This is a genomic window from Pseudomonas sp. Irchel 3E20 (assembly GCF_900187645.1).
Lineage (GTDB): Bacteria > Pseudomonadota > Gammaproteobacteria > Pseudomonadales > Pseudomonadaceae > Aquipseudomonas.
Window position 1 is genome coordinate 213,103 of record NZ_FYEE01000005.1, and the last position, 12,581, is coordinate 225,683.

Consider the following 12,581-nt stretch of genomic DNA (forward strand, 5'->3'; position numbering starts at 1 on the left):
ACAGGACGCCAACGCTATGTACGACTCATCCCTGAAACTTGAAGACTTCGACGCCGAGCTATGTAAGGCGATTCATAACGAAGAGCACCGCCAGGAAGATCACGTCGAACTGATCGCCTCCGAGAACTACGCCAGCCCCTTGGTCATGGCGGTGCAGAACTCGGTGTTCACCAACAAGTACGCCGAAGGTTACCCGGGCAAGCGCTACTACAGCGGCTGCGAGTACGTAGACGTTGCCGAGCGCCTCGCCATCGAGCGGGTGTGCCAGTTGTTCGATTGCGACTACGCCAACGTCCAGCCCCACGCCGGCGCCCAGGCCAACGCGGCGGTGTTCCTGGCCCTCATCAACCCCGGCGACACCGTGATGGGCATGAACCTGGCCCAGGGTGGCCACCTCACCCACGGCAACCCGTCCAACTTCTCCGGCCGCCACTACCACATCGTGCCTTACGGCCTCGACCCACAGACCGGGCTGATCGATTACGACGAGATGGAGCGAATCGCCCTGCAAACCCGGCCGAAAATGCTGATTGGTGGCTTCTCCGCCTATTCGCGTTACAAGGATTGGGCACGCATGCGGGAAATTGCCGACAAGGTTGGGGCGATTTTCTGGGTGGATATGGCCCACGTCGCCGGCCTGGTGGCGGCGGGCGAATACCCCAACCCGCTGCCCCACGCCCACGTGGTCACCAGCACCACCCACAAAACCCTGCGCGGCCCGCGTGGCGGCTTGATCCTGTCCAAGGGCCAGGACGCAGCGTTCAACAAGAAGCTCGACTCGGCGGTGTTCCCCGGCGTCCAGGGTGGCCCGCTGATGCACCAGATCGCCGCCAAGGCAGTGGCCTTCAAAGAGGCGCTGGCGCCCGAGTTCAAAACCTACCAGCAGCAAATCGTGGTCAACGCCCGGGCCATGGCCGCCGTGCTGCAACAGCGCGGCTACAGCATCGTCTCCGGCGGCACCGACAACCACATGATGCTCATCGACCTGTCCGCCAAACCCTACACCGGCAAAGACGCCGACGCGGCCCTGAGCAACGCCTACATCACCGCCAACAAAAACTCCGTGCCCAACGACCCGCGCTCACCCTTCGTCACCTCGGGCCTGCGCATCGGCACCCCGGCCGTCACCACCCGCGGCTTCACCGCCCTCGAATGTGAACAACTGGCCGGCTGGCTCTGCGACGTCCTCGACACCCTGGAAAACGGCGGCACCGAACACGTCACCCAACGGGTGCGCGAACAAGTGGTCGCCCTGTGCCGCCGGCACCCGGTCTATCGCTGAAGCCACCGGGCAAACGGACACAAAAAAGGCCTGCTAGGCGCAGGCCTTTTTTGCCGAGTTCTACTTATGGCAGCCCATCCAAACAGAACGGTTTCGAAGCCTGTTTGGATGGGCAGGATATTAGGGCTGTGCGTTGGTTTGCTTTGGGCATTTTAAAAGCCAGAACAGTGTGAGCACCGTCGGCCAAAACAACGTATTGAGGATGTCATGGACGCCTGCCTGCCAGCGCCAGTACCCGAGGCTGACGATATCGTCCCGCCGATCTAGCCACTCGCCAGCACCCGCAAGGGCGAAAACAACCAGCCAACCCACGTAAGGCCTACCTCTTCGGACGACGGCCATCAATGTCAAATAGACCGTCAGCCCCACATAGATATGCAGCGCGTCTTTCGACAGCCCAGTTGCCGACACAATAAACAACTTGATGCTTTGTGCGGTTGAGGTGTCCATACCCACTCATCCTCCGTACACCCGTGCCAGGTTTGGCTTCCATCCGCGTAACGTTAAACCAATCAAGATGGCGAACCAGTGCGCAGCACCCCGTTTCTGCCGAATGACCTGGCCCCTGCCGCCACCCCACAAACCCCTAAAACGAAAAAACCCGCCAGAAGGCGGGTTTTTCGGGGGGTCTAGAGATTTTGAAAGCCTTCTCTGGAACCTTGTATGGTGCCGGCACCAGGAGTCGAACCCGGGACCTACTGATTACAAGTCAGTTGCTCTACCAACTGAGCTATACCGGCGTGTTAGGGCGACGATTATAGCGATTGGCGGGATTCTGTAAACCCCTGAAATCTGACTATTTTTAGCTGGCTCTGCCGCTGCTCGAAACCGCCTCGGTTTGACGGGTATCACCGTCGCAATCACCTGAACTGTCGAGACCACCAGAACCGCTTAAAACACTTCAACACTCTCCTAAGCTTCGAGTGACATTGCGTGTGAGCAAGGTTTTTGAAAGTGAGGAAGAAGTCCTCACCCATGACGCCGATACGCTCAGCCGTTTTGATGCTGAGCAAATCAAATCATGAGCAAAGTTGTGCTTCAACCGCCGAACCTCGGCCGTCAATTGGGGAGGATTTATATCGTCATCGTGACAGTGAAGGCCAGCCCACCTTTTACGGCGAGCCGGCCATTTCTTGGGTCAAACCCCGTTTTTCACCGCATCGATCAGCCCCTGGTCCAGCACTTGGGCCGGTGAGACTTGTACGCTTTGGGTGTAGAACGGCGGCAAGCTCTGGGCCAGGGTGGCGAGTTGTTGGGGGGTGGTGTTGGCCGGTGGTAGGACGTATTGCAGGTTGGAAGGGTAGCTCTGTGGCACGGGGCCTTCCATCGTTGAGCCGTAGGCGCCGAAGGTCATTACGGCTTGTGGGGTGCTGGGGTCCGGGGCGTAGAGGAAGACGAAGGTGCCGTATTTGGGGTGGGTCAGGTATTGCGCGGCTTCGGCGCGCACGGCTGGGTCGGGGTCGTTCATCAGGGTCCAGCGCAGCAGGGCGTAGCCGCGGGTGGTTTGCATGAATGCGGTTTTGATCGGGGACTGGTTTTCCGCGCCGCCCAGGCAGGCGATCAGGTTGCCGAAGGGGTCGAGCAGGGCGACGGCGTTGAAGCTGTCGGCGTTTTGCGCGGTGTTGAGCAGCGGTTGGGCCAGGGTAGCGCCGGGGTCGCGCGGGTTCGGGCAGGTGACGGTGAGGGCGTAGGGGCTCAGTTGGGTCAGGGCTTGGCGCACCTTGCTGTGGGCCGGGAGCGTGGCCGGGTTTTGCAGTTGTGCGGGCGGCAGGCCGCTGTTGTTGCTGGCGTCGCGCACGGTGGTGACGCTGGCGTTGAAGATGGAGGCGGTGAGGTAGTAGGCCGCGCTGTCGATGGTCTGTTGGCTGAATACTGGGCTGTTGGCGCCTTGGTAGGCGCGGCTGACCGGCGCGGCGATGGCGTAGTAGCCCCAGCTGTTCTGCGCCTGCTGGCGCACTGCTGGCGGCAGGGTGGGGAAGCTGAAGGCGCTGTTGTAGTTGATGCCGGCATAGTCGTCGATGGCGCTGACGGCCACGTTGAAACCGGCGGTGAGCAGGGAGCCGGCGCACATGGCGCAAGGGTCCAGGGTAGTGACCACGGTCAGTTGCGCGGGCGCGGGCAGGTTCATCGCGACGCGGTTTTCAAAGTACCAGTCCACCAGTTGCCGCTCGCCGTGGGCGGTCGGGTCGTGGGGCAGGAAGTAGGGCTGCGCGGCGCCCGGAAAGGGCATCAGGACGTTGTTGTGCATGGCGACGATCACGTTGCCGGTGGCGTTGTCGATGATGGCGCCGCCGACGGCGAAGGTCTGTTGCAGGGCGGCGTCGATGGCCTGGTTGGCGACCAGTTCGACGGCTTGTTGCGCACTGTTCACTGTGCTCATGGGTGTTGTGCTCCTTGCGGTGGGCGCCAGGGATCTCTGGCGTTTGAACACCATAGCTGAGCTTTGCAAGGGTGCTTATGACGTTTCGCTAGAGTGCTTATGCACAACGGGTGGGCCAAGTGCGCGGATTTGCCGCGGTTTTGTGGAGCGGTTCGCATTGGGGCCTAACTAACTGTTTTTGCGCCTTTTTATTTTATGAACAAAAAATGACCAGGCTTGATTTACGTCGCAACGCCAGGGATTTACAGGCTTGCCTGAAAAACCATCAACAGAGTTATCCACAGGCTGTGCGGCAGATCAGTCGCGTTCGGCCAGCACCAATAAGTTGCGTGGGGTCAAGGGCGCAGGGCAGAACTGCCCGAGGCGCACGCGGTAGCCGCGCTCCTGCAAAAACAAGGCCCGATCCAGCACCAACCACAGTTCCAGTGGGCGGCGGAACAGGCCCCGCAGCAGTTCTAGGTTGCGCACGTGGGCCAGGCGTTGCCAGCCGGCGGCTTCCAGGGCTGGCCAGTCTTGTTCGGGCACTGTGGATAAGTGCTTGAGGGCGGCCAGGTCGCGGCAGTGGTCGGCAAAGGGTTTGGCCAGCCAAGCGGCGGATAGGGACGGTGTGGGCAGGTAGTCGTCGCTGGCGCGCAGTTGCCGTTGCAGCAGGTCGAAGGCCAGGCGCCGGGCCATGGAGGTGTCGCGCTGGCGTCGGACTCGTGCCCCAGCGGTGACGGTTTCGCTCATCGGCAGCGCCAGATCTTCCAGCGAAAGTTGTAGGGCGCAGGCCTTGGCCGCTGCTGAAAGGGCTTGGTAGCGCTCGCCCTGGATGCGGTTGTAGCAGCACGGGGCGATGGCCAGTTGCCCACAGCCTGCGGCGTTGGCGAGTTGCATCAGGCGCACATGCAGGTCGCCGCAGGCGTGCAAGGCCACTGGGGTGTGGGTGGCATTCAGGCGCAACCCGGCTTCGGCGGCCATGACATCTTGCTGCACATGGCTGGCTTGCAGCCGATGGCGGGCGCTCAACTGCTGGCCGGCCTCGATCAGCGCCGGGTCGTACTCCAGGCAGGTCAGGTGTTGTCCGGGTTGCAGGAGACGGCGGCCTAAGTGGCCTTTACCGGCGCACCAGTCGAGCCAATGGCTGGCGGGGTGCTTGAAGTCCAGGCAGGCGGCGAAGGCTTCGATCTGCTGCCATTTGCGCCCTGGTACATCCACCGCCAGCCGCGCCGCTGCGGGCGTCAACCCGATAACGGGCAGGCTGCCTACCGCGCAGAGTTGGGCTGAACGCTGGGCGAGGTCGGGAAACGGTGCGGGGGCGGCGAGGTGCTGCGGCTGGTTGTGGCTGGCGTCGGCCTCCTCCAGGGAGCGGCCGCGCAGCCACTGGGCCAGCGCTGGGTGGTCGCTTTCCCAGGGCAAGTGGCGGTGGGTGAACGGGCGTGGCCGCCACAGGTCTTGGTGGGCGGTGAGTAAGGCGTCGAGCTCCTGGAACCGGGCGAGCAACTGCTCGCCCTCCAGCACCGTCGGCTCAGCGGCCCTGGCAGGCATCGACGCGTAACCAGCGCTCCAGCAGTTTGAAGCCGCGCACCAGCATGTAGGACATCAGCAGGTAGAACATGCCTGCCGCGAAGAAGATCTCCACCGGCAGGTAGGTGCGGGCAATGATGGTGCGCGCCATGCCGGTCAGTTCCAGCAGGGTGACGGTGCTGGCCAAGGCGCTGGCCTTGAGCATCAGGATCACTTCGTTGCTGTAGGCCGGCAGGCCGATGCGCGCCGCGCGCGGCAGGATGATGTAGAACAGCGCCTTGGGCCGCGACATGCCCAAGGCCCGCGCCGCTTCGATTTCGCCGGGCGGAATGGCTTGGATGGCGCCGCGCAGGATCTCGGCAATGTAGGCGGCGGTGTGCAGGGTCATGGTCGCGGTGGCGCACCAGAACGGATCGCGCAGGTACGGCCACAGGGCGCTGGCGCGCACCGCGTCGAACTGTGCCAGGCCGTAGTAGACCAAAAACAGCTGCACCAGCAGCGGCGTGCCGCGGAAGAAGAAAATGTAGGCATAGGGCAGGGCGCGCACGTACCACAGGCGCGACGAGCGGGCGATGCCTAGCGGGATGGCCAGCAGCAGCCCGACGATGACAGCGATGGCTACCAGTTCCAGGGTCAGCGTGGCGCCCTGGGCCAGTTTCGGCAGCCACTTGATGATGACTTCCCAATTCATTGCGTGCCCCTCGCGAAGCCGCGTGCGGCGCGTTTTTCCAGGAAATACATGCCGATCATGGCCAGCACGGTCAGGCCCAGGTACATGAAGGCGGCGACCATATAGAAAGTGAACGGCTGCTTAGTGAAGGTCACGCCGTTTTGCGCGTGGCGCATGATTTCTTCCAGGCCAATTACCGACACCAGTGCGGTGTCTTTCATCAGGATCATGAACAGGTTGCCCAGCCCCGGCAGGGCGATGCGCCACATCTGCGGCAGGATCAAGCGGGTGAAGATGCGAAATTTCGACAGGCCCAAGGCCACGCCGGCTTCACGGTGGCCCTTGGGGATGGCCAGGATCGCGCCGCGGAACACCTCGGTGGCGTAGGCGCCAAAACACAGGCCCAGGGCAATCACACCAGCAGCGAAGGCGTTGAGGGCGAGGTCGGGGTTGCCGAACCATTCGCCGATCATGCGCATCAGGTTGACGGTGCCGAAGTAAATCAGCAGGACCCACAGCAGTTCCGGGATGCCGCGAACCAGGGTCGAGTACGTGCCGCCCAGCCATTGCAGGGGCTTGTACGGGGAAGTCTTGGCCAAGGCGCCGGCCAGACCGAGCACCAGCCCCAGGCATAGCGCCGTGAGTGCCAGTTTGACGGTCATCAGCGCGCCCGCGGCAAGCGCCGGGCCGAATCCGTAGAGATCGATATTCATGGGTTTTTATTCATACCGCGGCAGGTTTGCCGGCAACCGGCGCCACGGGGGCGCCGGTGGGGCAAGTCAGTATCAGTAGATGCTGAACGGGAAGTACTTGTCGTTGATCTTCTTGTAGGTGCCGTCGGCGATGATTTCCTTCAGCGCGGCATTGAGCTTGTCACGCAGCGGGTCGCCCTTGCGCACGGCAATGCCGATTTCGTCGCTTTCCAGCACGGGCTCGCCCTTGAACTCATAGTTTTTGCCGGCATCGGACTTGAGCCAGTCGTAGTTGACGTACTTGTCGGCCAGGATGCCATCGACGCGCCCGGAGGTCAGGTCCAGGTAGGCGTTTTCCTGGGTGTCGTAGAGACTGACTTTGATGTCGCCGCCGTAGTTATCTTCCAGCCAAGTGCCGGCCAGGGTGGCGCGCTGGGTGCCGATGGTCTTGCCCTTGAGGGAGGCCTTGTCGGTTTTGAAGTCGACGTTTTTCGGCGCGATGAATTGCAGCTTGTTGGAGTAGTAGCGGTCGGTGAAGTCAACGGCCTGCTTACGCTCGTCGGTGATCGACAGCGAGGACACCAGGAAGTCGAACTTCTTGCTGTTCAGGGCCGGGATGATGCCGTCCCAGTCGGAGGTGACCACTTCGCACTCGGCTTTCATCTTGGCGCACAGGGCGTCGCCGATGTCTTTGTCAAAGCCCACGACCTGGCCGCTGGCATCCTTGTTGTTGAACGGCGGGTAGGCCGCTTCGATGCCCATCTTGAGTTTTTCGGCGGCCATCGCGTTGGCCGAGAACACCAGCGTGGCGGCAGCGGCCAGGAGGAATTTCTTATAGCTCTGCATGCGTGTAGCTCCGTTAGCGGTTGCTGGACATGAATTGTTTGCAGCGCGCCGAAAGCGGGTTATCGAACACCTGCTGTGGCGATCCTTGCTCTTCGATCAGGCCTTGGTGAAGGAACACCACTTCACTGGACACCTGGCGGGCAAAGCCCATCTCGTGGGTGACCAGCAGCATAGTGCGACCTTCTTCGGCCAGTGCGCGGATCACACTAAGTACTTCCTGAACCATTTCCGGGTCAAGGGCTGAGGTGGGTTCGTCGAACAAAATGACTTTCGGCTGCATGGCCAGTGTGCGGGCAATGGCCGCGCGTTGCTGCTGGCCGCCGGAGAGTTGCGCCGGGTAGGCGTGGCGCTTGTCGCCGATGCCGACCTTGGCCAGCAGGGCTTCGGCGACCTCGGTGGCCTCGGCCTTGCTTTGCCCCAAGACCCGGCGCGGCGCCTCGATGATGTTGTCGAGCACGCTCATGTGGGGCCAGAGGTTGAAATTCTGGAAGACAAAGCCGATTTCGCTGCGCATGCGGTTGATTTGCTTGCCGTCGGCGGCGATCAGCTCGCCGTTTTTCGCGGCCTTGAGCTTGAGCTCTTCGCCGGCGACAAAAATTTGGCCCTGGTGAGGGTTTTCCAGCAGGTTGATGCAGCGCAGGAAGGTGGACTTACCGGAACCGGAGGAACCCAGGATCGAGATCACGTCGCCGTCGCGTGCGGTCAGCGAAACCCCCTTGAGGACTTCCAGCGAGCCGTAGCGTTTGTGCAAGTTGCGGATTTCAAGCGCGGGCGCGGCCTGGGCCATGTGCGGTCCTCATTGTCTGTTGTGCTCCTGCTGTTGGGCGGCCTTCCTGGCGTGGCGCCAAGCTAGCATAGCGTTCGAATGACAGCCAACAGCCCCGCGCGGCGGAAACGACCAGGGTGCGGCAGGTTGTCGCATCGGCACAGCAGACTGTCGCGCCATCAACAACCGAACACCTGTTTGAACCGTTTTACGGCGGGTGTCGCGTAAAAAAGGTCGCGATGGTGCCAGCTTTGGGCGGGTGTTGGAAGCGTTAAGGGGGCAAAGGTGCGTCTGTGGGGGGCTTTGTGGGAGCAGCCGTAGGAGCCTGGCTTGCCGGCGATAGCGATTGTGAGGCCGCCATCGCGGGCAGGCCCGCTCCCACAGATGCCAGTGCAGGGTTATTGCACCGCTTCCAGCGCCTGGCGGTAGGTGTCCAGGGCGGTGCTGATGTCGGCGATCACTTGCGGGTCTTCGAGCCAGCGCTGGGCGCTCTCGCGGTCGAGGTTGTCGAGCCACATGCGGTAGTCGATCAGCATGTCGGCAGCCAGGTGGGTGGCGGCCATGGCTTCGTCGTCGGCGTTTTCCAGGTCCAGCAGGTCTGGGTGATCATTGATGATGGCGCTCAGGGAGTTGAGCAGTTCCATCAGCATTTCGTGGCGGCCGCTGGTTTCGGCTTCGCGCATGCGGGCGAACATATCCAGCAGGTACTGGGGCATCGGCTCGCCGGGGGCGTTCGGGTCGTCGTGCATGGCGATCGGCGTGCGGCCATTGATGCGCAGTTGCTTGGCTTTGGCCTTGGCGCGCTTGGCGCGTTTTTGCTGCTTATTGACAGATGCCATTGGGCTTAATCCGCTTGCTGTAGGTTGGCGGCCGCGAGCTCTTGCGAGGCGGCGACGTAGTCGGTCTGGAACTGCGCGGACTCGATCCACGCCAGGGCGCTTTCCTCGTCTTCGCCGGTGGTCCACTGCCGGTATTCGAGCAGGGCGCCGATGATGAAGTCGGTGGCGGTCTCCTCACCTTCCTGCTCCACCACCAGGGCGAGCAATGGGTGGGCCAGGAACACCGTGCACATCGCCTGCTGGCTGACGCTCTGGGCGGCGCGCATGAGGTCGAATAACTCGCTCAGGTCCACCGATTCGAAATCGATGCGCGAGTCGTTGGGGTCCAGGTTATCGGTGCTGGGCGCCGTGCGCTGGGCGCGGTTCTGCTTGGCTTTGGTCTTGGCGCGTTGGGCGCGTTTGTGCTGCTTGTTTGCCGATGCCATGGGCATGGGGTCCTGTAGGTGGCGCGAAGGCGAGCATTGAAACGCAGGTGAGGCGAAATCCCAAGGCTTTATGGCGTGAGCGGTGGTTCAGCGCGGGCGATTCTGTTGTGCCTGCCGTAGCCGGCTCGGCCGTGCCTTGCTGTTCGTATTCGACAATCTGCCGGCCAATTTGCCAGCAGTTTGTACCTGCAACACATCAACGGCGCGCCAGGCTTGCTGGCGTGCCTGGCGGATCAGTTCGCCCAGGTGCGGCAGTAACGGCCTACAGGGTGTGCTGCCCAACGGCACTGAAAAAAAGCCGAAGTTTGCGGCTGGTACTGCCCCCGCTCACCCCTGCCGATATTCCCCCGGCGTCAGTTGGGTGCGGCTTTTGAAGGCGCGGTGGAAGGAGCGCGGTTCGGTGAAGCCCAGGTAGTGGGCGATGTCCTGGATCGGCAGGTCGCTGTGGCGCAGGTAGTGTTCGGCCAGCTCCTGGCGCAGGTCGTCGAGGATCTGCTGGTAGCTGGTGCCGGCCTGTTGCAGTTGGCGTTGCAGGGTGCGCACGGTCATGGCGAATTGTTCGGCGACCCGTTCCTTGCGCGGCAGGCCGTCCTTGAGTAGTTGGCGCAGGGCGTTTTTCACCCGCAGCGGCAGCGGCGCGTCCACCAGTTCGGCCATCAGCCCCAGAGCGTGTTCTTCGAGGGTGCGCAGCAGGTTGGGGTCGGCCTGGCGCAGGGGCAGTTGCAGGTACGCCAGGGGCACCAGCAGGGCGGAGCAGGGTTGCCCGAACAGCACCGGGCAGCCGAAAAAATCCTCGTATTGCTCAAGGCGCGTGCCGGCCGGCAGCGGGTGCTCCAGCCACACCGCGCCGGGGGACACCTGGGTGTCGGCGATCCAGCGGGCGTAGAGCATCCACGAGGCCAGCACGCTTTCGATCATGTGCCGGCGCACCTGGGGCGGTTGGTGGCGGCAGTCCCACGCCAGGCGCACATGGTCGGCACCGGCCTCGATGCGGCTGGTGCCCATGTCGCCCACCAGTTTCTCGAACGGCTCGATGCGGCTCATGGCTTCGCCCAGGGTCGCGCAGTTCATGGTGATGTAGCCCAGCACGCTCCAGGAATTGGGCAGCACATAACGCGCCGAGTGCAGGCCGAACAGTGGGTCGCCCGAGGCCTGGCACAGGTGCTCGAGCAGCCGTTCGTGGGCCTCGTTGGGCACGCGCAGGGTGTTGTCGTTCAGTTGCTCGGCGCGCAGGCCCGAGGCGTCGAGCGCAGGGGTGATGGCCACGCCCAGTTGTTCGGCATGGCGCAGGTACTTGAGCAGGGGCGGGATCGAGGTAAAGCCGAGGGGCTGCATGATCGTATTCCTGGCGACGAGTCGTTCGGGTGTCCACGTCCGGGTAATGGGGCTTATGCGCAGCGGGTGAGCTCGTCAGCGCTCTGAAAGGTAATGGCAAACCGCGACTAAAGTAAATGGCGCACCCGCGCTGACTTAATTGGCTACTCCATCTGTCCCGATGGGACAGTCCCGCCCCGCTGGCGGCTGGCTAGTATGGGCGCCAGACGAACGATCCAATAAGAACAGCAAAGGAAGACACGCATGCGACGCTGGAATGGCTGGGGCGAAGAAAGCACAGTGGTGGAACTGCCGGCCCACGGCGCGGCGTTTCTCGCCCAGCGTGTGGGCACCGGGCGGGCACTGCCGGACGCGACCCTGGAACAGGCCCTGGTGCAGGTGCCGCCCTCGCGCCTGGCCGCACACCCCCTGTACAGCCTGCAAGCCCAGGATCGCCTGCTCCACGCCCGCGGCCAGAGCCTGCCCGATTGGCTGGCCCTGCGCGAAGGCAAGCCCGGCCTCTACCCGGACGCCGTGGCCTACCCGCAAAGCGCCGCCCAGGTGCGCGAGTTGCTGGCCCTGGCGGCTGAGCGCGACCTGTGCCTGATCCCTTACGGCGGCGGCACCTCGGTGGCCGGGCACATCAACCCGCTGCACGGCCCGCGCCCGGTGGTCACGGTGTCGCTGGCGCGGATGAATCGCCTGCTCGACCTCGACGAACAAAGCCTGATCGCCACCTTCGAGCCCGGCGCCACCGGCCCGCAAGTGGAAAGCCAATTGCGCGCCCGCGGCTACACCCTCGGCCACTTTCCGCAATCGTGGGAGCTGTCGACCCTGGGCGGCTGGGTCGCCAGCCGTTCCAGCGGCCAGCAATCGCTGCGCTACGGGCGCATCGAGCAACTGTTCGCTGGCGGCACCCTGGAAACCTTCGCCGGGTCGTTGCAGATCCCCGCGTTCCCGGCCTCAGCGGCGGGGCCGGACTTGCGCGAGGTGGTGCTCGGCAGCGAAGGGCGCTTCGGGATCATTTCCCAGGTCAAGGTGCGGGTCACTGCGCTGGCCGACGACGAGCGCTTTTACGGCGTGTTCCTGCCCGACTGGCCCAGGGCCTTGCAGGCGATCCGCCATCTGGCCCAGGCGCGGGTGCCGCTGTCGATGCTGCGCCTGTCCAATGCCGTGGAAACCGAAACCCAACTGGCCCTGGCCGGGCACCCGCGCCAGATCGCCTGGCTGGAGAAGTACCTGAGCTTGCGCGGCGCCAGCGCGGGCAAGTGCCTGCTGACCTTCGGCGTGACTGGCGATCGGCGCCAGAATGCGCTGTCCCTGGCCCAGGCCAAGCGCCACCTCAAGGCGTTCGGCGGGGTGTTCACCGGCACCTTGCTGGGTAACAAGTGGGCGCAGAACCGCTTTCGCTTTCCGTACCTGCGCGAGAACCTGTGGAACGCCGGTTACGTAGTCGACACCCTGGAAACCGCCACCGATTGGAGCAACGTCGACAACCTGCTGAACAAGGTCGAAAGCAGCCTGCGCGATTGCCTGGCCGCCGAGGGCGAGCAGGTGCATGTGTTCACCCACCTGTCCCACGTCTATGGCCAGGGTTCGAGCATCTACACCAGCTACGTGTTCCGCCCGGCGGCGGACTACCCGGCCACCCTGGCGCGCTGGCAGGCGTTGAAGCACGCCGCCAGCCAAACCATCGTCGACAACCACGGCACCATCAGCCACCAGCACGGCGTGGGCAAGGACCACGCGCCCTACCTGGTGCGCGAGAAGGGCGCCCTGGCCATCGCCGCGTTGCACAGCCTGGGCGAGCACTTCGACCCGCAAGGGCGCCTTAACCCTGGCACCCTGCTGGAGCAATGAC

General features: G+C 63.5%; 12 protein-coding genes and 1 tRNA gene. 2 read left to right on the forward strand and 11 right to left on the reverse strand.

Going from position 1 to position 12,581, the window contains the following annotated elements:
* Positions 1-16: 16 nt before the first annotated feature.
* Positions 17-1,282 carry a serine hydroxymethyltransferase gene (glyA, locus tag CKW13_RS11865; protein WP_095108803.1) on the forward strand — a complete coding sequence of 422 codons (1,266 nt, stop codon included), beginning with the start codon at positions 17-19 and terminating at the stop codon, positions 1,280-1,282.
* Positions 1,283-1,402: 120 nt separating this feature from the next.
* Here glyA and CKW13_RS11870 read toward each other — a convergent pair whose 3' ends face one another.
* From CKW13_RS11870 to CKW13_RS11925, 11 genes are all read right to left on the reverse strand, one after another.
* A complete protein-coding gene (locus CKW13_RS11870) occupies positions 1,403-1,732 on the reverse strand; it encodes a hypothetical protein (protein ID WP_095108804.1) in 330 nt (109 codons plus the stop codon).
* Positions 1,733-1,946: 214 nt separating this feature from the next.
* Positions 1,947-2,022: transfer RNA gene (locus CKW13_RS11875), tRNA-Thr, on the reverse strand.
* A gap of 398 nt (positions 2,023-2,420) precedes the next feature.
* The gene (locus tag CKW13_RS11880) at positions 2,421-3,662 is read right to left on the reverse strand and encodes a nucleoside deaminase (RefSeq protein ID WP_095108805.1); all 1,242 of its coding nucleotides are present in this window, start codon (positions 3,660-3,662) and stop codon (positions 2,421-2,423) included.
* Between the two features lie 297 nt (positions 3,663-3,959).
* Positions 3,960-5,189: a methyltransferase gene (locus CKW13_RS11885; RefSeq protein WP_095108806.1), complete on the reverse strand. Its 1,230-nt coding sequence runs from the start codon at positions 5,187-5,189 to the stop codon at positions 3,960-3,962.
* Complete coding sequence (locus CKW13_RS11890; protein ID WP_095108807.1) at positions 5,170-5,859, reverse strand: ABC transporter permease; 690 nt, start codon at positions 5,857-5,859, stop codon at positions 5,170-5,172. The genes CKW13_RS11885 and CKW13_RS11890 overlap by 20 nt, the downstream gene beginning before the upstream one ends.
* Positions 5,856-6,551, reverse strand: coding sequence for an ABC transporter permease (locus CKW13_RS11895; protein ID WP_095108808.1), 696 nt, complete (start codon positions 6,549-6,551; stop codon positions 5,856-5,858). Before CKW13_RS11895 ends, CKW13_RS11890 begins: the two co-directional genes overlap by 4 nt.
* Before the next feature lie 72 nt (positions 6,552-6,623).
* The gene (locus CKW13_RS11900; RefSeq protein WP_095108809.1) at positions 6,624-7,376 is read right to left on the reverse strand and encodes an ABC transporter substrate-binding protein; all 753 of its coding nucleotides are present in this window, start codon (positions 7,374-7,376) and stop codon (positions 6,624-6,626) included.
* A gap of 13 nt (positions 7,377-7,389) precedes the next feature.
* Positions 7,390-8,163: an ABC transporter ATP-binding protein gene (locus tag CKW13_RS11905; RefSeq protein WP_095108810.1), complete on the reverse strand. Its 774-nt coding sequence runs from the start codon at positions 8,161-8,163 to the stop codon at positions 7,390-7,392.
* A 377-nt stretch (positions 8,164-8,540) separates the two neighbouring features.
* Positions 8,541-8,981, reverse strand: coding sequence for a hypothetical protein (locus CKW13_RS11910; RefSeq protein ID WP_095108811.1), 441 nt, complete (start codon positions 8,979-8,981; stop codon positions 8,541-8,543).
* A gap of 5 nt (positions 8,982-8,986) precedes the next feature.
* Entirely contained in the window at positions 8,987-9,406 is a 420-nt protein-coding gene (locus CKW13_RS11915) for a hypothetical protein (RefSeq protein ID WP_095108812.1), read from the reverse strand.
* A 327-nt stretch (positions 9,407-9,733) separates the two neighbouring features.
* Positions 9,734-10,741, reverse strand: coding sequence for an AraC family transcriptional regulator (locus CKW13_RS11925; protein ID WP_095108813.1), 1,008 nt, complete (start codon positions 10,739-10,741; stop codon positions 9,734-9,736).
* A 243-nt stretch (positions 10,742-10,984) separates the two neighbouring features.
* On the opposite strand from CKW13_RS11925, the gene CKW13_RS11930 reads away from it, so the two are divergent.
* On the forward strand, positions 10,985-12,580 hold the full coding sequence (locus CKW13_RS11930) for an FAD-binding oxidoreductase (protein ID WP_095108814.1): 1,596 nt from the start codon (positions 10,985-10,987) through the stop codon (positions 12,578-12,580).
* The last annotated feature ends 1 nt before the right edge of the window (position 12,581 follow it).